This window comes from Cupriavidus gilardii, from assembly GCF_008801915.1.
In the GTDB taxonomy this organism is placed as follows: Bacteria; Pseudomonadota; Gammaproteobacteria; order Burkholderiales; family Burkholderiaceae; genus Cupriavidus; species Cupriavidus gilardii.
Genome location: NZ_VZOV01000019.1, coordinates 54,249 through 73,594, shown reverse-complemented (window position 1 = coordinate 73,594; position 19,346 = coordinate 54,249). Strand labels below are relative to the sequence as shown.

The following is a 19,346-nucleotide window of genomic DNA, read 5'->3' as shown; positions in this document are numbered from 1 at the left end:
CACGTACCGACAGCCCGCCAGCGGTGCGAGGGTTTCCGCCAATGCCGACAAGCCTTGGTCCACCCTAAACTATTGCATATAGTATACCGACGCAGCACTTAGCCTTGCCTCCGCCAGAGGGGCAGGCGTGCTGCCGTCAGGGTCGCGGCATAGAACAACAGGCAACAACAAGAACAGGAGCCGACGTGAGCCTGCCAACGTCCCCGTCCATCCCGGCCCGCGCCGGTGCTTCCCCGCGCCAGCAAACAGCCGCTGCCCCGCCCGCCGCGCGCTATCGCCCGCTATGGCAGGCCGTCGACGATCTCGCCGAGGGCCGCACCAGCGCCGAGCAACTGCTCGATCTCTGTCACGCCGCCTGGGCCGAACGCAATCCGCTGCTGAACGCCATCGTGCTCGCCGACTTCGATGCCGCCCGGGAGCAGGCGCGCGCCAGCGATGCGCGCCGCCGCCAGGGCAGGGCGCTGGGGCCGCTCGATGGCGTGCCGTTCTCCGTCAAGGAATCGTTCGACGTGGCCGGCTGGCCGACCACCTGCGGCAATCCGGCGCTGCGCGAGCACGTCGCCCAGCGCGACGCCACCGTGGTCCAGCGGCTGCGAGAGGCCGGTGCGGTGCTGATCGGCAAGACCAATGTCCCGCTCGGCCTGCGCGACTGGCAAAGCTATAACGCGGTCTATGGCACCACGCGCAATCCGCACGATCCGTCGCGCACGCCGGGCGGTTCGTCGGGCGGCAGCGCGGCGGCCGTTTGCGCCGGCATGAGCCTGTTCGACATCGGCTCGGACATTGGCTCGTCCCTGCGCAATCCCGCGCATTACTGCGGCGTGTTCTCGCACAAGAGCAGCCACGGCATCGTGCCGCTCAGCGGTCATGGCACCGGCGCGGCGTCGTTCGGCATCCAGGACATCAACGTCGCGGGCCCGATTGCCCGCAGTGCGCGCGATCTCGAACTGGTGCTGCAAACCATTGCCGGCCCGGAAGGTGCCGATGCGCTGGCCTATCGCTTGGCCTTGCCGCCGTGCCGCCTCGATTCGCTGGCGCAATTCCGCGTCGCGGTGCTGCCCTCGCACCCGCAGGCCGAGGCGGACCGCGAGGTCAGCGACTGCATCGAAGGGCTGGGCCGCTGGCTCGAAGGGCAGGGCGCCAGCGTTGCCTGGCATGTACGCCCGTCGTTCGACGCCGAAGAACTGTGGCGTGTCTACGTGCTGCTGCTGCGCGCGACTACCTCGGTCCATATGCCGGACGGCGCGTTCGCGGAAGCCATCCAACAGGCCGAAGCCGCCACGGCCGACGACGCCAGCTACGCGACCCTGCAGCATGTCGGCGCCACGCTCCGCTACCGCGACTGGCTGCTGCTGCAGCACGCACGCGAGCGTTTCGCGCAGGCCTGGCAGCGCTTCTTCGACGACTACGACGTGCTGCTGTGCCCGGCGGCGACGACGACCGCCTTCTCGCTGAACGAATCCCGCGAGCCCTGGCAGCGCCATCTGGACGTCAACGGCAAGCCGCAACCGATGACGACCCAGCTGTTCTGGGCCGGCCATTCCGGACTGTGCGGACTGCCGTCGACCGTCGCGCCGATCGGCCCCGCCAGCAACGGCCTGCCGGTTGGCGTGCAGATCGTCGCCGGACGCTTCCGCGACCTGACCTCGCTGCGCTTCGCGAATCTGCTGGAAGCGGCGGGCTTCGCCTTCCGGCCGCCGCCGGGCTGAGACGCCTCGCTGACACCACGCAATCACCAGGCAAACACCCCACCGAATTCGCACGCCGCGCGGCCCGCCACGCCGCCGCGATGCCCACACTGACAAGGAGCGACGATCATGCTGGACTGGTTCAAAGAGCTATCGCGGATGGAGCGCAAGGGGTTCTACGGCGCGTTTCTTGGCCATGCGGTCGACGTGTTCGACTTCATGATCTATTCGTTCCTGATCTCGACGCTGCTGACGCAGTGGCAGATGAGCAAATCGACTGCGGGCGCGATCGTCACGTGGACGCTGGTGTCGTCGCTGGTCGGCGCGATCGGGGCCGGCATGCTGGCCGACCGCTATGGCCGCGTGCGCGTGCTGCGCTGGACCATCGTGGTGTTCACCGTCGCCTGCTTCCTGTGCGGGCTGGCCAATTCGCCCGAGCAGCTGATGCTGTTCCGCATGATCCAGGGCATCGGCTTCGGCGGCGAATCGTCGCTGTGCATGGTGCTGGTCACCGAGATGATTCGCAATCCGGCGCACCGCGGCAAATACTCCGGTTTCACGGCCAGCAGCTATTCGTTCGGCTGGGGCGCGGCGGCGCTGGCTTATGGCCTGACCTTCAGCCTGTTCCCGGCCGAGACGGCCTGGCGGGTCTGCTTCTTCCTCGGCATCGTGCCGGCGCTGGTGGTGTTCTATCTGCGCCGCAACCTCGACGAGCCCGAGGTCTTCGTCAAGACGCGGGCCGAGCGGGCCGCCTCGCAGGGCTCCGCGTGGCAGGAACTGGGCCGGCTGGTACGGCGGCCGCTGCTGCGCAAGACCGTGCTGTGCAGCCTGCTGTCGGGCGGCATGCTGGGCGCCTACTACGCGATCGCGACGTGGCTGCCGACCTTCCTGAAGACCGAGCGCGGCCTGTCGGTGTTCGGCACCAGCTCCTATCTGGCGGTGACGATCCTTGGCTCGCTGGTCGGCTATGTGGCCGGCGCCTACGCGACCGACCGGCTGGGGCGGCGGCCGACCTATGTGCTGTTCGCCGCCGGCGCCTTCGTGATGGCGCTGATCTATATGGTGATCCCGGTCTCCAACCTGTCGATGCTGTTCCTCGGCTTTCCGCTGGGTGTGCTGATGCAGGGGGTGTTCTCCGGCATCGGCGCGACCATCTCGGAGTCGTATCCGAACGATATCCGCGCGACCGGCTACGGCGTCTCGTACAACCTTGGCCGGGTGATCGGCTCGTTCTTCCCGTTGTCGGTCGGCTGGCTGAGCTCGGGCCGGACCTCGCTGCCGCTGGCGATCGCCATCGTCGCCGGGGCGGGCTATGCGCTGGTCGTGTTTGCCGCGCTGATGCTGCCGGAGACCACCGGCATGGATCTGGACAAGGCGGGCGGCGATGAAGCCGATCGGGACGAAACGGCGCCCGGCAAGGTCGGGCTGGCGCCCGCGCCGGGCGTCGGCGGCACCGTGGCCTGACCCGGCCGAGCCCGCGCAGATCGCGCAAAGCGGCGACAAATCGGGCGCAACTCGGTCGCAAATCACGCCGAACGGGCAGGGGAGCCGTGCCCTGCCCGATACCCAAATCGTCACGTTTTCGGGAACAACCTAGGGCTAACCCTGTCCATGCGATTGCATTCGGTTACAATGCCGCACTTGCGTCTTATTACGCAGAGCACTAACCGTCATATTTCTGGCGTAGTGCCCCTGCCCGCATACCGACGCCAACTTCCCCTTGATGCGAGCCTTTCTACCGTTTCTGATCGCGGCCTGCCTGTTCCTGCTCTCCTTCGGAGCGCAGGCCAGCACGCGTCTGGACGCGGCGGCGGGGCTCGGGCAAGGACAGATGCGCGTGGGGCCGCTGGTCTGCAGCATGGCCGCGGTCGCCGCGGTGGCGGCCCGGGCGGTTTCCAGCGATGACGACGGCAGCCGCATCGTCGCCCCGGGCGACGACGGCATCCATGCCGACGACGACGTCGCCGAAGCCGCCTCCCACCCGGGCTACTGCAATATCTGGTCGGCCGATCTGCTCGATCCGCCCGACGTGCTCGACGAAATCGAGGAATCGAGCGCGCTGTTCGCCTTGCCGGCCGCCCCGCTCGAACTGCCTTCCGGCGATGTCTCTCCGCCTCGCCACGGCCGCGCGCCGCCGCTGCCTGCGGCGCTGTTCAAGCCCCCCATCTTCTCCGCCTGATTGCTGACGCGCCGGTCCGGCTCCGCGTCGGACCGGTCGCGCCTCCTATCTGCGTGTCTTGCTCGCGGCGCTTGTTGCCGTGGGCCGTGTGCTTGTCGCGGTAACGCCGTCCGCGCGAAGCCGGCATGCAGTGGTCCGGCTTTTTCTCGTTGCCATGAAGATCTCTACGCTTACCCTGATAGCGTCGCTTTCGCTTGGGGTGTCGTCGGCCTTTGCCGCCGATGCCTTCTCGCTGGAGCAACTGCTTTCCCTGTCCCAGAACTCGAACAAGGGCGTGGCCGCCGCGCATGCCGGCGTGGACGCCGCCAGCGCCGCCGTCACCAGCGCGGGCGCCTATCCGAATCCCCAGGTCGAAATGATGTACGGCCGCCTGCGCGGCCGGCAGGCCGGCGTGGCCGAGGGCAACACGCCCAGCTTCTCGATCACGCAGCGGCTCGACTACCCCCAGCAGCGCAGCCTGCGCCGCTCGATCGCCGAGCGCAATCTCGACGCGACCGAAGCGGGTCTGCAGGCCTTCTACGCCGACCTCGCCGGCCGGGTCAAAACCGGCTACTTCGGCGTGCTGCGCCGGGAGAGCGAACTGGCGGCGGCACGGGAAGACCTGGCGATGATGAAGCAGGTCCATTCGCGGGCGCGCTTGCGCGTCGAGGTCGGCGAGGCGCCGCGCTATGAGCTGATCCGGGCCGAGACCGAGCTGCTGGCCGCGCAGAAATCGCTGCAGAGCGCCGAGTACCGCGTCGACCAGGCCAAGGCGGCGCTGCGCCAGCAGGTCGGCGGCGCGCTGCCGCCCAAGTTCGCGCTGGCCGGCAGCCTCGGCCAGATCCCGAACGTGCCCGATCTGGCGGTGATGCGGGAGCGGCTGAGCACGGCCAATGCCGAACTGGTCCAGCGCCGCATGGAGCTGGAGCGCGCCAATCTGGCCGTCGACTACCAGCGCTCGCTGCGGTTGCCGGAGCTGGCGGTGCGTGCCAGCACCACACGCGAGCCGGACAACAGCGTGTCCCAGGTCGGCCTGGTGCTGACCATCCCGTTGTGGGACCGCCGCAAGGGCCCGGTGGGCGAGGCGGTCGCGCAGGCCACGCAGGCGCGCAACGCCTATGAGCTGCGCGAATTCGAACTGGCGCAGGAACTCGAGTCGGCGTACCGCCAGCTCGAAATCACGCAGGCCCAGGTCACCGCGCTGGAGTCCGGCATCGTCCGTGAGGCCGAAAACGCGCTGCAGGTCGCGCAGGCGGCCTACCGCTACGGCGAGCGCGGCATCCTCGAAGTGATCGATGCCCAGCGCACGCTGCGCAACGCGCGCAACGAACTGATCGCCGCCCAATACGACCAGCAGATGGCCGTGATCCAGATCGAACGCCTGCTGTCGATGGCGCCCGGCATGTCCACGCCCGGCGTGACCCCGGGCAGGACCTCGGACGTGACTCCGGATGTCAGCCCGGCTATGACCCCGGCCGTGACCTCCGCCACGACCCCGGCCATGACCCCGACCGCCGCGACCCTCTCCACCGAATCGAACAAAGACTGACCATGCGCCCCATTTCTCTCCGTACCCTGGCGGTGGCTGCCGCCATGATGTTGACGCTCGCGGCCTGTTCCGAGGAGCCGCCGCCCGCAGCCGAGGCGCCCAAGCTGCCGCCCGGCGTGGTCAAGCCCGAGCCATCGCTGCAGCAGCAGCTGAAGGTCGCGCCGGTGACCACCAGCCCGTTCAGCGAGATGCTGCACGTGGCCGGCCGCATCGATTTCGACGAGCAGCGCGTGGCCCGCATCGGCGCGTCCGTGACCGGACGCGTGACCGATCTCTACGCGATGCCGGGCCAGGAAGTGAAGGCCGGCCAGGTGCTGGCGCGCCTGCACAGCAGCGAGCTGGGCGCCGCGCAGATGTCCTACCTGAAGGCCTTGGCGCAATCGCAGCTGCAGGCGCAGAACGCCGAGCGCGCGCGCCAGCTGTTCGCCGCCGACGTGATCGGCCGCGGTGAGCTGCAGCGCCGCGAGAGCGAATACGCGATCGCCCAGGCCGAGATGCACGCCTATCGCGATCAGCTGCGTGTGCTGGGCATGTCGAAGGCGGCGATCGCCGAGCTGTCCAAGGGCGGCAGCATCAATTCGTATTCGCCGGTGTATTCGAGCATCAGCGGCACCGTGGTCGAGCGCAAGGTCGCGCAGGGGCAGGTGGTGCAGCCCGCGGATTCGCTGTACACGGTGGCCGACCTGTCGCGCGTCTGGGTCGTGGCCGAGGTGCCCGAGCAGCAGGCCGCGCTGGTGGCGGAGGGGCAGACCGTGGAGATCGACGTGCCGTCGCTGGCTGCCGGCACGGGCCGCAGCCGGATCGCCGGCAAGCTGATCTATGTGGGCCGTACGGTCAATCCGGAGTCGCGCACGGTGCTGGTCCGCACCGAGCTCGAGAACCGCGAGGGACGCCTGAAGCCGGCGATGCTGGCCAGCATGGTGATCGCCAGCCGGCCCACCGAGCGGCTGGTGGTGCCGGGCTCGGCCGTGGTCCGAGATGGCAACGAGGAGCAGGTCTACGTCGAGCAGGGCGAGGGCCTGTATCGCGCCGTGCCGGTCAAGCTCGGCGCCGAGAGCGACGGCATGCGCGTGGTGCAGAGCGGCGTCAAGGCTGGCGACCGCATCGTGGTCAATGGCGCGTTCCATCTCGATAACGAGCGCAAGCGCCTCGAGCAAGGTTGACCACGATGATCGAATCCCTAGTCCAAGCTGCCATCAAACAGCGGCTCGTGGTCTGCGTGATCGCGGTCGTGCTGTTCTTCTTCGGGCTGCGGGCCGCCGGCAAGCTGTCGGTCGACGCGTTCCCCGATGTGACTAACGTGCAGGTGCAGATCGCCACCGAAGCGGCCGGCCGCTCGCCGGAAGAGGTCGAGCGTTTCGTCACCGTGCCGATCGAGATCGCGATGACCGGCCTGCCCGGGCTGGTCGAGATGCGCTCGCTGAACAAGGCGGGCCTGTCGCTGATCACGCTGGTGTTTACCGATGCCACCGACGTCTATTTCGCGCGCCAGCTGGTGATGGAGCGGCTGATCGAGGTCGGCGGCCGCATGCCGGAAGGCGTGACGCCGGTGCTCGGCCCGGTGTCGACCGGTCTGGGCGAGGTCTACCAGTACACGCTGGACCGCGCCGATGACGGCGACCGCGAGCTGACCCAACAGGAACTGTCCGAGCGCCGCATCGTGCAGGACTGGGTCGTGCGCCCGCTGCTGCGATCGATCCCGGGCGTCGCCGAAATCAACTCGCAGGGCGGCTACGTCAAGCAGTACCAGGCGCTGATCAATCCGGACCGCATGCGGCACTACGGCATCTCGGTGCAGCAGGTCTACCAGGCGCTGGCCAACAACAACGCCAACTCGGGCGGCGGCGTGCTGCCGCACTATGCCGAGCAGTACCTGATCCGCGGTGTGGGTCTGGCGCAAGGCGTCGAGGACCTGAAGAGCATCGTGCTGAAGGAGATCAACGGCACGCCGGTCTATCTGCGCGACGTCGCCGAGGTCACCATCGGCCATGAAGTCCGGCAGGGCGCGCTGATCAAGAACGGCCAGACCGAGGCGGTCGGCGGCATCGTGATGATGATGCGGGGCGGCAACGCCAAGGAAGTCGTCAGCCGCGTCAAGCAGCGCGTCGCCGAGATCAACGAGCGCGGCATGCTGCCCGGCAAGCTGCAGATCGTGCCGTACTACGACCGCAGCGAACTGGTCGACGCCGCGTTGTGGACGGTGACCAAGGTGCTGCTCGAAGGCGTGGTGCTGGTGGTGATCGTGCTGTTCCTGTTCCTCGGCGACCTGCGCTCGTCGGTGATCGTGCTGGCCACGCTGGTGCTGACGCCGCTGCTGACCTTCATGGTGATGAACCAGGTGGGGCTGTCGGCCAACCTGATGTCGCTGGGGGGGCTGGCGATCGCGATCGGCCTGATGGTCGACGGCTCGGTGGTGGTGGTCGAGAACGCGTTCGAGCGATTGGGGCGCAAGGATGAGCTGAGGCTGTCGAAGACCGAGGTGCTGGTCAAGGCGGTGCAGGAAGTGGCGACGCCGGTGATCGTCGGCGTCGGCATCATCATCCTGGTGTTCCTGCCGCTGATGACGCTGACCGGCACCGAGGGCAAGATGTTCGCGCCGCTGGCCTTCACCATCGCGATCGCGCTGGCCATCTCGCTGGTGCTGTCGCTGACGCTGTCGCCGGTACTGTCGTCCTACATCCTGAAGGGCGGGGCCGAGCACGATACCCGCGTGATCGCCTTCCTGAAGCGCCACTATCTGCGGATGCTGAAGGTGGCGATGGCAAACAGCCGCAAGACCGTGGTCGCTGCCGTCGTCGCGTTCCTCGGCACGCTGGCGATCGTGCCGCTGCTCGGTTCGTCGTTCATGCCGGAGATGAAGGAAGGCTCGATCGTTCCGGCGATCGACCGCGTGCCGAACATCTCGCTGGAGGAATCGATCAAGCTCGAGAAGGAAGCCAACAAGCTGGTGCTCAGCGTACCTGGCGTCAAGTCGGTGGTCTCCGGCGTCGGCCGCGGCGAAAGCCCGGCGGACCCGCAGAGCCAGAACGAGTCGACCCCGATCGCCAGCCTGAAGGACCGCGACGAGTGGCCCGACGGCTGGACGCAGGACGACATCGCCGAGCGGATCCGCCAGAAGCTGCGCGCCATTCCGGGCGTGCAGATCGTGATGGCGCAGCCGATCTCGGACCGGATCGACGAGATGGTCAGCGGCGTGCGTTCGGACATCGCGGTCAAGATCTTCGGCGACGACCTCGGCAAACTGCGCGAGCTGGCCGGCGAGGTCGCACGCGTGGCGGGCGGCATCCAGGGCTCGCAGGACATCCGCATCGAGCGCATCACCGGTCAGCAGTACCTGTCGATCGACATCGACCGCCAGGCGATCGCGCGCTACGGGCTCAATGTCTCGGACATCCACGACATCATCGAGATCTCGATCGGCGGCAAGCGCGCCACCGACATCTTCGAGGGCGAGCGCCGCTTCAGCGCCGCGGTCCGTCTGCCGGAGCGCTTCCGCCACGATGTCCAGTCGATTCGCCAGCTGCTGGTGACCACGCCCGACGGCATCCAGGTGCCGCTGCAAAGCGTGGCGAAGATCGAGGTCAGCGACGGCCCGGCGCAGATCAGCCGCGAAATGGCCAAGCGCCGCGTCGTGGTGATGATCAACGTCAAGGACCGCGACCTCGGCGGCTTCGTCGCCGAGCTGCAGCAGGCGGCCGACAGCAAGGTCAAGCTGCCCGAAGGCTATTACTTCGAGTGGGGCGGCCAGTTCCAGAACATGGAACGCGCGATGGGCCACCTGAAGATCATCGTGCCGATCACGATCGCCGCGATCTTCTTCCTGCTGTTCCTGCTGTTCAACTCGCTGCGCTTCGCCACGCTGATCATCACGGTGCTGCCGTTCGCGTCGATCGGCGGCATCATCGGCCTGTTCATCACCGGCGAATACCTGTCGGTGCCGGCGTCGGTGGGCTTTATCGCGCTATGGGGTATCGCGGTGCTGAACGGCGTGGTGCTGGTGTCCTACATCCGCAATCTGCGCAACAACGGCATGGACCTCGACGAGGCGGTGATCCACGGCGCCACCATGCGGTTCCGGCCGGTGATGATGACGGCAACCATCGCGCTGCTGGGCCTGGTGCCGTTCCTGTTCTCGACGGGCCCGGGCTCCGAGGTGCAACGCCCACTGGCGGTGGTGGTGATCGGCGGCCTGATCACGTCGACGCTGCTGACGCTGGTGATGGTGCCGACGCTGTATCGCTGGTTCGACGACCGCAAGCCGAATCCGGCGACGGACGAGCCGGTGTAACCGAAGGCCGGGCGCTGGCCTGTGCCGGCGCCATGGTGGTGCGATTGGGTCCCCGTGCAGGCGGGGGCCCTTTTTTATTGCGCGGCGCTTCAGTCGTCGTGCGCCAGCCGATGCACCGGCTCCGGCAGTGCATCGAGCAGCGGCTTGCCGAAATACTGGCGATCGCTGACCGCCAGCTGCTTCAGTCCTTCCCGCAGCAGCCGCAGCGCCTTTGCCGCCGGCTCCAGCTGCCCGGCATGCGCGGAATACCAGGCCAGTTCGAACCACAGGCTGCTCTGCTGCAGCAGCGGATACTTGCGCTCGCCGCGCTGCGATTCCGCCAGGCGCCAGGCGGCGACCTCGTGCCAGCTGTCCGGCCAGGCGGGGCCGGTGAAGGCGTCGGCGAACGGCCCGGCCAATTGGCGCAAGGCCGCCACGCCGATCGGTGCGGTCGCCTGGAATTCGGCCAGCGTGGGGCGCGGCGCGGTATGGCAGGCGCCGCGCGCGATGCGCATCAGGTAGATGGCGTTCCATGCGGATGGATGGCGGTTGCCGGCACCGCGGCCCAGCCATTCGGACAGGCCGATCCACTGGATCGCGCGCTCCGCTTCTCCATCACGCAAGGCGCCGGACCAGCCGATGCCGGCCTCGCCGAACAGCCATAGCGCCATGCCGATATTGGCGGCCACATGCTGCGCGGCATCGGAGACGTTCGATTCGAACGCCGCGGCCAACGCCTGATCGAAATGGGTGGCGGCCTGTTCGGCCAGTGCGCCGGCGGTCGCGGCGTCGTGCGGAGCGGCTGCCAGCGCATTGGACCGTTGGATCAGCGCGGCGAGGTTGTGCCATTCGAAGCGGACATGCGGGTGGGCCTGCACCAGCGTCGCACTGGGCTGGTTCTGCGCCAGCGCCTGCAGCACGGCCAGCGCGCCGGGCAGGTCGCGCTCGTCGTAGGCGCACCAGGCGGCGACGATGCCTTCCATCGCGTCGAGATAGTTGTTGCCGGCGATGGCATGACCGCGCCGGCGCCGCTTCAGTGCGCGCAGCATCTTGCGGGTCTGTGCGCGATCGCCCAGGCGGCGCCACAGCAGCGCCTCGTTCAGCGCGACGAACGCGTGTTCGAACTCGCTGGCGGCCAGCCGCCGCGCGGCACGGAATGCGGTCAGCGCAGCGGGGGCGTCATGCCCGCCATTTCCACCTGTCCCGCCGGTCTTGGCCGCATCCTCGCGCGACAGCGGCGTCAACAGCCGCCCCTCACGCAGCGCCTGCTTGCCGTCGACAAAATGGCGCCAGAACGACAGGTCGGTCTGCGTGACCATCCGCTGCGGGACCGGCTCCTTGCCCTGGCCATGCCCGTCGCGATCGAGCCCGAGAAAGGCGGCAATCTCCGCCGCGCCGGCCGGAGCCCCGTCGACCACGCAGACGATGCGCTGGCGTTCATGCGCGGCAAGCCAGAACGGCCCCTGGCTGCGTCCCTCCAGATTCAGAAAGCGCGGATCGCGGCTGGCATCGTCGCCCCATCCGACCGCCAGCTCCCAGCGCGCGAAGTCCTGGAAGGCCCGCGTGATCGCCATGCGCAGCGTACGCGCATTGCTCATGCGCTCGCGCAGGTCGTCGGCGTAGACCAGCGGCCGGTGCGGCGCCTGTTGGGCCGCGTAGTGCAGCCGGACCAGCAGCCATACCGACTGGTAGGGCGCCCGAAGGCCATTGACGGTTTGCGGGGCGCAAAGCTCGACTAGCAGGGGTTCGGGCATGGACGTGGGCACACAGGGTGGGAAATGCGGTACGTAGTATGTGACAGCCGTGACAGCGGATGCAGATTGTCGCACGCGTCGCGTTGGACTGGCGCATGCCTGTGGCTACGATGCGGGCTGTCCGGTTGGTGTCGCGCCACGCCGCCCGGACCGGCGCGCCATTCCCAAGTACAAGGAGAGACCATGAAGTCCCGAACGAACGAGCAGCCTCTGCATGGGCAACGTCTGTATCGCCGCCGTCTGCTGCAATTGGCCGGAGGCGCGGCGTTGCTGCCGGCCGCCAGGCTGGTGCAGGCCGACGACATCGCCCGGGTGGCGCAGCGGGCCGAGACCGCGGCGCCAGTCGAAGCCGTCCGCGATGATCTGATGTCCCACTTCCGCGAGCTCGATGTCGACGGCTGCTTCGCCATGCTCGACGTCAAGGCGAACCGCCTGTCGCTGGTCAACACGCCACGCGCGAAGACGCGCATGGTGCCGGCTTCGACCTACAAGATTCCGAACAGCCTGATCGCGTTCGAAACCGGCGTGGTGGCCGACCCGGACCAGGTCCAGCCGTACGGCGGCGGCAAGACGCGATTTCCGCAGTGGCAGCGCGACATGAACCTGCGTGAGGCGATCGCGATGTCGAATGTGCCGGTGTACCAGGGTGTCGCGCGCCGCATCGGCATGCAACGAATGCAGACGTGGGTCGACCGCCTCGACTATGGCAATCGCGAATTGGGCAAGCAGGTGGATCAGTTCTGGCTGCGCGGGCCGCTGGCCATTTCGGCCGTGGAGCAGACCCGTTTTCTCGCGCGGCTGGCGCAGCAGCAGCTGCCGGCCTCGCGGCTCAGCCAGCAATGGGTGCGGGAGATCCTGCGCAATGAATCGGGCAGCGACTACGCGCTATTCGCCAAGACCGGCTGGGCGATGGACGCCGGGCTGAACCACGGCTGGTGGGTGGGTTGGGTCGAGCGCAACGGCGGCGTATTTACCTTCGCACTGAATATGGATCTGCAGCGCGAGGAGTTCGCGCCGAAGCGCTTGACGATCGCGCGGGCGATGATGGTCGAGCTGGGCGCATTGCCCGCCCAAAGCGGGCAGGCGCGCAAGACGAGCTAGCGCGGGGCTTGCCGCCACTGTCGGGTGACGACGGTGCGCGAGCCTGCGCGCCTACGGGACGACGGTCAGACTGTCGCGTCCAGCTCCGACGCGCGAGCTTTCGTCGCGGCGGCCTTGCGCTTGCCCTTGGTGAAGCTCGACAGGCCGTCGATCACATCGCGCCCGTAGGCGACGGCCGCTTCGATCGCCTCGCGCGGGCTACCGGCGCGATGCGAACGCAGCGCGGGCAGTCCGGTCGACGGCGCTCCGCCCAGGGCAATGATATTGATCGTTGCCTCGAAGCTGTCGCGTGCGGTGCCCGACTTGCTGGCCTGTTCGGCGGTGTGATGGACGTGGGCCGAGAGGCGATAGCCCTTGTAGACGGCGTGGTTGGCGTACATGGTGGACTCCTTGGTAATGCGCGCGCTCAATGGCGGCGCAAGCGCGCAATCGCGCGTTCGCCCGCTTGCCGGGCGACCTGCTTGGCCTGCGCTTCCGTGCGATGCAGCGTGTCGCGTACCGCGACGTTCTCGAGCACCCGCTCGCGGCCGCTTTCATAGCGGCTGACGATGTAAGTGGCGAACCACTGGCCGGGGCTTTGCTGGATCGGATGGACGGCGACGGTGTATTGATTGTGGTTGTGGTTGTGTTGTGGATTCATGTGATTGGAATGGGGCGGTCCCTTGCCCTGTCCGGTGGATCCGCGCGAAGGCGTCAGCGTGAGAAACGACGCGTGCAGGCGGACTTCGGGCGCCGTGGCGCGTGGTGACACGCGCGACTTGCGACTTACCGAAAACGGCGATGGTCACTGCGCGTGATGCCGGCTCGGAGTGAGCGGGAACATCCGCGATGCGACGACTGATTGGGAACGCTTGGGTGGTGAATGCCGGACGTCAGGTCGGGCGGCGGGGCCCTTGGGGCCAGCCGGACAGTGTCTTGTCTTAATAATCTGTCCGGGTTTTCGCCTCTTGGGGCGAAGGCACACACTATAGCACGGTTACCTCGCGAGCACGGCGGCGCTGGAATTGCCGCCGTGCTGACGCGGGTCACATCCTCACAGATGCAGCACGCCGCGAATCGTCTCCGCCAGATCCTTCGCCAGGAACTTCGACACATAGGCATCCGCGCCGACCTTGCGCACATGGTCCTCGCTGGCATTGCCCGACAGCGACGAATGGATGACCACCGGGATGCCCTGGAAGCGCTTGTCCGCCTTGATCTTGCGGGTCAGCGTAAAGCCATCCATCTCCGGCATCTCCAGATCGGTCAGCACGCAGGCAATCTCGTCGCGCACCGTGCGTCCGGCTTTTGCCGCATGGGCGGCGATGTCATTGAGCTCGTCCCACGCTTCCTGGCCGGTCTTGGTCATCACCACGGACACGCCCATCGCGTCGAGACCTTGCTCGATCAGGCTGCGGGCGAGGGCGGAATCGTCGGCCGCGAGGATCTTGGTGCCCGGACGCAGCGCCAGCTTCGGCCCCACGGTCGACGGATCGACATCGGGCTGGCTGGTCGGCAGCACGTCGCGCAGGATCTGCTCGACGTCGAGCACCTGCACCAAGCGAGCATCGGGGGTGTCGGCATTGAGCTTGGCGATGCTGGTCACCAGTCCGCCCTTGGTGCTGGCTTCGGCGGACACCACCTCATTCCACTCCAGCCGCACGATCTCTTCGACGCCCTCGACGGCGAAGCCCTGCGTCGAGCGCGCGTACTCGGTCACCAGCAGGATGCCGCAGCTGCCGCCCTGTGGCGTGCAACCAACGATCTTGGCCAGGTCGATCACCGGGATCACCTGTCCGCGGATGTCCGCCATGCCCAGCATGGCCGGCGCACCCCCGACGACGGTGGTGATTTTCGGCATTACCAGAATTTCGCGAACTTTGAATACATTGATCCCGAAAATCTCGTTCTGGCCGGAGCGCTCCGCATTTCCCAACCGAAACAGCAATAGTTCGAACTGATTATTGTTGGTCAGGTTGGTCCGCTCGTCGATTTCCTTCATCAAGCCGCTCATGACTTCCTCTTGCTCCTCGCGACGCGCGCGTTGCCGGCGGCGCTATGTATCGTTCACGACACACGAGGGGAGGGCGGTTCGGTGGCCTCGGCCGCTCGCGGTACGGACCTTTAACGGACGTCGGCGGGCAATCTTGAGCGTGAACTTGGCTGCACCAAATTGGGGTCGTGCCCGTCAAGTCGAAGGACGGCAAGTCGTACGTGCGCTTCAACTTCACGCAGCCCGGCGCGCAGAAGCTCGCTGCGCTGACGCAGCGGTTCTCCGGCAAGAACCTGGTGATGACCGTCGGCGGCAATCTGGTGGCAACGCCGCGCATCGGCCGGCCCATCACCAACGGCGTGCTTTTCGTGCCGATGGCCAGCGAGCAGCAAGCGCTGAATGTGGCCGCCGTGATCGGCGGCGCCGGCGCGCCTGTGGCCCGATAAGGCGATCGCTGCCTACTTGCCGATATAGCCAGGCAGTCCTCGCGCCTTCGGACTCCTGGCCGCCTTGACGGCCAGCGCCAGCGCATAGGCGAAGCACTCCGGGTTGTCCATCGGCCCGCGAATCTCGCGGCGGAAGAAGTCCGCCCATTTGAAGTCCGGATACGCCTGTTTGACCTTGCGGTAGCCGCCCGCGATGCGGGCGAACGCCTCGAGGCTCCGATACGGATCGTCGCGCATGCCGGCGACCGAGCGCGGCAGCGCCGACAGCGGCTGCCGCTGGCCGTGCTCGTCGTACGGATGGACCTGATGGCGGCGCAGCATGTACTCCCAGAACTCGTCCTCGGAGCGGTCGCTCAGGTCCTTGCGCACGAATACCGGGATGATCTCGAAGCCCAGCTCGTGCCACGCGCGCACCCAGTGGTGATGGTCCACGACCCACAGCACATGCTGCGGTCCCACCACCACGTGGATGCGATGCTTGTCGAAGAAGGCTTCGAGCCGGTCCTCGGGCTGACGGCGCGTCGTCTGCATCTTGCGCTTGACATGCAGCATGCCGACCGTGATCTGGGTCGGCCGCAGCTCCGCGATCGGCGCGCGGAGCTTGCTGCCTTTGGCGAGGGTCGTGGTGCCCACGTGCGCCGATCCGGCCGGGGTCAGCGGTTGGTCCCCTTGCCGGTCGAGCCGAGCCCGTCGCCGATATCGGGCGTGCTGCCGGAGGCCGAGGAGATCGAGCCAGATGTACCGGTGGTCCCCGATGTTCCCGACGTCCCCGACGTCCCGGACGTCCCCATCGAGCCCGTGCTGCCCGTGGTGCCCGACGTTCCCATCGTGCCCGACGACAGCGGCGAGCCGGTCGACGTGGCGGACGTGGAGCCCGAGGAGCCTGAGGAGCCGGACGTTGCCGACATCCCGCCGCTGCTGCGATAGTCGCCGCCGGCTTCCGAGCCGGCGCCCGCGCTGCCCATGTCGCGCGTCACGCGGATCTGGTTGTGGACTTCCTGGACGCCGAAGATCTCATCGGCGATATCCTCTATCACGAATTTCTCGTGCCGCTCGCGCACCGTGCCGGTCAGCGTTACCGTGCCGCCGCTGACCTCGACCGAGACCTGGCTGACATCGACCATCGGCACATCGGACAGGCGCTCGCACAGGTCCTCGCGGATGCGCTCGTCCGAGCGCTGATAGCCCTTCGGGCCGACGCGCCGGCGGCGTTGCTGTTGCCCGTATTGCTGGCCTTGCTGGCCGTACTGCTGGGATTGCTGGCCGCCGTATTGCTGCCCTTGCCCGTACTGCGATCCGTATTGCGACCCGGATTGCGAACCATACCCCGACTGATACTGCGAGCGCCCCCGGCCGCCGGATTCGTAGCTCTCCAGCCCATAACCGCGGCCGCCCTGGCTGGAGCCGCCATAGCCGGAGCTACCGCTCTGGCGATAGCCGGGGTCGCCCGGATAGGTCCGTTGCCCGCCGCTGTACGACTGCCCGCCGCTCGAGCTGCTGCCGTAGTAGCCGCCGCCGTAGCCGGCTTCGTTGCCGCGACGCAGACGTTCCCGCGCCTCGAGGTCGCGCCATGTGTCGCCGCCGCTTCCGCCTCGTCCTTGCTCGCGCCCATAGCCGCCATAGCCCTGTATCGAACTTTCACCGGAGCTCTGGCCCATCCGTCCATCATCGCGGCCGGTATCGCGCACGCCGTACATGCCATAGCGCTCCACGCCGCCGCCGCTGGGGTCGTAGCCGGCATAACCGCTGCTGTAGGGGTTGCGCGCGCCGCCCATGTCGGTGGGGTCGTAGCGGCCCTGGCCGCCGCCGCGATAGCGGGGCGACGATTGCTGTTCGTACGAGGAACCGCCGCCGCCACTGCGCGAGCGATCGCCGCCGCCACGTCCGGCGCCCCATTCGTCGCGCCAGCGTTCGCGTTCGTTCTCGTAGCGTTGCTGGCCTTGGCCTTGACCCTGGCCGTACCGCTGCTGGCCCGAGCGCTGGCCGCCAGATTGACCGCCGTACTGTCCGCGACCGGCTTGTCCGCGGCCGTATTGCTCGCGACCGCCGTATTGCTCACGACCGTAATCGCCTTCGTCACCGTACTCGCCAAACCGCATTTCTTCGCCCATATCGTCACCGTCCTTGTCACGCCACCATTCGCTGCCGCTCCCCTGATCCCGCCCCGGACCGCTGCCGTAGCCACCGTAGCCGCCGGGGTAGCGCTGATTGCTGCCGTTGCTCATCTGTCCCTCCTTGCGTACCGAGTGGCGGCACGCGCCGCGCACTGCGCCGGACCATTGTCCGACCGGGCAAGGAACCGCAAGAACCGTACCGTTGTGCGCGAGGGGCGGCATGCGAAGCGACGCGCGTGGCCGCCGTGCCGGACATGCTCGACCTGCAAAGTTTGCCGCCGGCACTTGTAAAAAGTACGGCGCATGGCGGCGGCGGCGCCGAAGCGCAGTCTCTTTCGTCATTGACGTGTCATTGACGTGTCCCGTGCGTCCCGTGCTGCCGAGGCAGGTATGGAACTTGCCGTATGTCGAGGTATTGCCGATTGTCCGGCGGGGCGCGCTTTGCTTGCTGCAGGCCGCGATGCCGGCAGGCGCCTAGAGAACTGCCATGCCCGACGTAGCCAGTACCGACCGCGAACGCCTCGCCAGCGTCGCCCGCGAAGTGATCAACGGCAAGTCCGCCAACGGCAATGCCAATGGCGCCGGCAGCGGCTCCCTGGAGGAAGACCGGCCGGGCTGGCGACGCAGGGTGATGCATGCCTTCGAATGGTTTGCCGGTCATGCCACCCGGGGCGCCGGCTCACCGATCGCGTTTGCGCTCGCCGTAGGCGTGGTGCTGCTGTGGGCGGTGACCGGCCCGATGTTCGATTACTCGGAGACCTGGCAGCTCGTGATCAATACCGCCACCACGATCATCACCTTCGTGATGGTGTTCCTGATTCAGCAGACGCAGAACAAGGATTCGCTGGCGGTGCATCTGAAGCTGAACGAATTGCTGGCCTCGCATCGCCACGCCAGCAGCCGGCTGGTGTCGATCGAGGATCTGGACGAAGAGGACCTGAAGAAGCTGGCAGCGTTCTACCGGCAACTGTCCGAGCTGGCCGAGCGCGAGAGCGATATCGAGGAAACCCACGGGCTCGACGACGCGCTGCAGACGCATGTTGCCAAGAAGGAAGCGCGGCACGACCTGGAGGAAGAGGTAGCGGCCGGGCTCGGATCGAAGGAGCGCCGTGGCGACGGTAGCCGCGACGGCGGCACGGCGGGCTCGCGCGGAAGCGGATCGGATGAAGCCGTGTAGTTCGGTGTGCGTGTTGCAAGTTCGACATGGGCAACCGATGCCGCCCTGACGCCGGCGCGCGCCAGGTCCCCCCCGGCGCACGCGGGCGCATTCCTTGCACGACATCGGGAATGTCGTTGCCGAACCCAGGAGCCAATCATGTCGACCATCGTGGCAGGGCGTTTCGAATCCTTCGCCGACGCCGAGCGCGCGGCGCGAGGGCTTTATGGACACGGATTTTCGGTATGGGACGTGTCGATCTTCACGATCGGCACGCCGCAGGCCGCCGAGCAGCTGGGGCGTCCGCCCGGCGTGCTGCTGGCCGCGCGCGTCGAGCCTGAACGGCTGCAGACCGCGGCCGAGCTGATCCGCCTGGAAGGCGGGCGCGAACTCGAACAGGCGGAGGGTCAGTGGGAGAACGGCCGCTGGACGGACTTCGACCCGCTTGGCACGCCACCGCCGCTGCAGCAGACCGCGCCGCACGAGCGTGCCGGCCAGCTGGGCGAAGGCGCGCTGAACCCGACCGGCAACGAGGATCCGGGCAGCGAGATCGATCAGTCGGTGCGGCAGGACGAGGATCGTCACGGCGGTCAGGCAGGGACCGGGGCAGGCGCGAACGGTGAGCGCGACCTCGGCGTGCTGCTGACGCCGGGCCAGCACACTACCACCCACGAGGGCGTCAGCAAGGGCGACGAGGCACGGATGCAGGGCCAGAGGGCGGGCGAACCGCGGCAGCAGGGTGCCACGGGCGAGACGCCTCCGGCCGGTCAGCGAGCGGGGCAGGGAGCGAGCCAAGGCCAATTCCAGGACCAAGGCCAAGGCCAGGGCCAGGATCAAAGCCAGGGCCAAAGCCAGCACGAAAGCCATGGCCGCTACCCCGCCGAACAGCAACCGCGCGAAGCCTGGGAATCGGCGCAGTCGCATCGCCAGCCGGGCGAGAAGGACAACGAGCCTGAACTGGTGCGCGGAGCGACGACCACGCCGGAGCCCAGCGGGCCGAACGACACCTTCCGCCAGATCCGCCGCGGGCAGTTCCCGCCGGGTGTCGGCGAGGGCGACCTGCGCGACCCGGGCAGCACCACGCCGGACGCCCCGAAGGTCGACAACCGTTCGTGACGGCCTGAGCGGTCCGCTCCGCGCC

At 67.7% G+C, this 19,346-nt stretch carries 15 protein-coding genes and 2 pseudogenes; 11 read left to right on the top strand and 6 right to left on the bottom strand.

Translation table 11 applies throughout. The annotated features are described in order from the left end of the window. The first annotated feature begins 185 nt into the window (after positions 1 to 185). The 6 genes from F7Q96_RS20040 (at position 186) to F7Q96_RS20015 (ending at position 9,683) form a co-directional block, all read left to right on the top strand. Positions 186 to 1,709 (top strand): amidase, encoded by a 1,524-nt coding sequence (locus F7Q96_RS20040; protein ID WP_390885722.1) that lies wholly within the window; start codon positions 186 to 188, stop codon positions 1,707 to 1,709. 108 nt (positions 1,710 to 1,817) lie between these two features. Further along, a complete protein-coding gene (locus tag F7Q96_RS20035; RefSeq protein WP_053823610.1) occupies positions 1,818 to 3,152 on the top strand; it encodes an MFS transporter in 1,335 nt (444 codons plus the stop codon). Between the two features lie 259 nt (positions 3,153 to 3,411). Beyond that, on the top strand, positions 3,412 to 3,867 hold the full coding sequence (locus F7Q96_RS20030) for a hypothetical protein (protein WP_006575723.1): 456 nt from the start codon (positions 3,412 to 3,414) through the stop codon (positions 3,865 to 3,867). A 154-nt stretch (positions 3,868 to 4,021) separates the two neighbouring features. Next, positions 4,022 to 5,395: a TolC family protein gene (locus F7Q96_RS20025; protein ID WP_053823611.1), complete on the top strand. Its 1,374-nt coding sequence runs from the start codon at positions 4,022 to 4,024 to the stop codon at positions 5,393 to 5,395. Between the two features lie 2 nt (positions 5,396 to 5,397). Beyond that, the gene (locus F7Q96_RS20020; protein ID WP_053823612.1) at positions 5,398 to 6,558 is read left to right on the top strand and encodes an efflux RND transporter periplasmic adaptor subunit; all 1,161 of its coding nucleotides are present in this window, start codon (positions 5,398 to 5,400) and stop codon (positions 6,556 to 6,558) included. Positions 6,559 to 6,563: 5 nt separating this feature from the next. Continuing rightward, positions 6,564 to 9,683, top strand: coding sequence for an efflux RND transporter permease subunit (locus tag F7Q96_RS20015; protein ID WP_151023182.1), 3,120 nt, complete (start codon positions 6,564 to 6,566; stop codon positions 9,681 to 9,683). An 89-nt stretch (positions 9,684 to 9,772) separates the two neighbouring features. Here F7Q96_RS20015 and F7Q96_RS20010 read toward each other — a convergent pair whose 3' ends face one another. Continuing rightward, positions 9,773 to 11,416, bottom strand: coding sequence for a hypothetical protein (locus F7Q96_RS20010; RefSeq protein ID WP_151023179.1), 1,644 nt, complete (start codon positions 11,414 to 11,416; stop codon positions 9,773 to 9,775). Positions 11,417 to 11,599: 183 nt separating this feature from the next. Between F7Q96_RS20010 and blaOXA the strand changes: the two genes are divergently transcribed. Further along, entirely contained in the window at positions 11,600 to 12,517 is a 918-nt protein-coding gene (gene blaOXA / locus F7Q96_RS20005; protein ID WP_053823615.1) for an OXA-837 family class D beta-lactamase, read from the top strand. Positions 12,518 to 12,582: 65 nt separating this feature from the next. Here the strand turns inward: blaOXA and F7Q96_RS20000 are convergent, their stop codons facing one another. From F7Q96_RS20000 to F7Q96_RS19990, 3 genes are all read right to left on the bottom strand, one after another. After that, entirely contained in the window at positions 12,583 to 12,897 is a 315-nt protein-coding gene (locus F7Q96_RS20000; protein WP_006575719.1) for a hypothetical protein, read from the bottom strand. 26 nt (positions 12,898 to 12,923) lie between these two features. Beyond that, a complete protein-coding gene (locus F7Q96_RS19995) occupies positions 12,924 to 13,157 on the bottom strand; it encodes a hypothetical protein (protein WP_053823616.1) in 234 nt (77 codons plus the stop codon). Between the two features lie 393 nt (positions 13,158 to 13,550). Continuing rightward, positions 13,551 to 14,510: a chemotaxis protein gene (locus F7Q96_RS19990; protein ID WP_053823617.1), complete on the bottom strand. Its 960-nt coding sequence runs from the start codon at positions 14,508 to 14,510 to the stop codon at positions 13,551 to 13,553. A gap of 167 nt (positions 14,511 to 14,677) precedes the next feature. On the opposite strand from F7Q96_RS19990, the gene F7Q96_RS19985 reads away from it, so the two are divergent. Further along, positions 14,678 to 14,935, top strand: a complete 258-nt coding sequence (locus F7Q96_RS19985; RefSeq protein WP_053823618.1) for a SecDF P1 head subdomain-containing protein — start codon at positions 14,678 to 14,680, stop codon at positions 14,933 to 14,935. A gap of 12 nt (positions 14,936 to 14,947) precedes the next feature. Here the strand turns inward: F7Q96_RS19985 and F7Q96_RS19980 are convergent, their stop codons facing one another. Further along, positions 14,948 to 15,568: a ParB-like protein gene (locus F7Q96_RS19980; protein ID WP_053823619.1), complete on the bottom strand. Its 621-nt coding sequence runs from the start codon at positions 15,566 to 15,568 to the stop codon at positions 14,948 to 14,950. Positions 15,569 to 15,643: 75 nt separating this feature from the next. Between F7Q96_RS19980 and F7Q96_RS27505 the strand changes: the two are divergent. Then, positions 15,644 to 15,847: pseudogene (locus F7Q96_RS27505) on the top strand (hypothetical protein); the annotation flags it as partial. A gap of 71 nt (positions 15,848 to 15,918) precedes the next feature. Here F7Q96_RS27505 and F7Q96_RS27500 read toward each other — a convergent pair. Continuing rightward, positions 15,919 to 16,593: pseudogene (locus F7Q96_RS27500) on the bottom strand (BON domain-containing protein); the annotation flags it as partial. A gap of 1,087 nt (positions 16,594 to 17,680) precedes the next feature. Between F7Q96_RS27500 and F7Q96_RS19970 the strand changes: the two are divergent. Then, a complete protein-coding gene (locus F7Q96_RS19970) occupies positions 17,681 to 18,226 on the top strand; it encodes a low affinity iron permease family protein (protein WP_170265900.1) in 546 nt (181 codons plus the stop codon). 138 nt (positions 18,227 to 18,364) lie between these two features. Beyond that, on the top strand, positions 18,365 to 19,321 hold the full coding sequence (locus F7Q96_RS27050) for a hypothetical protein (protein WP_053823621.1): 957 nt from the start codon (positions 18,365 to 18,367) through the stop codon (positions 19,319 to 19,321). Positions 19,322 to 19,346: the final 25 nt, after the last annotated feature.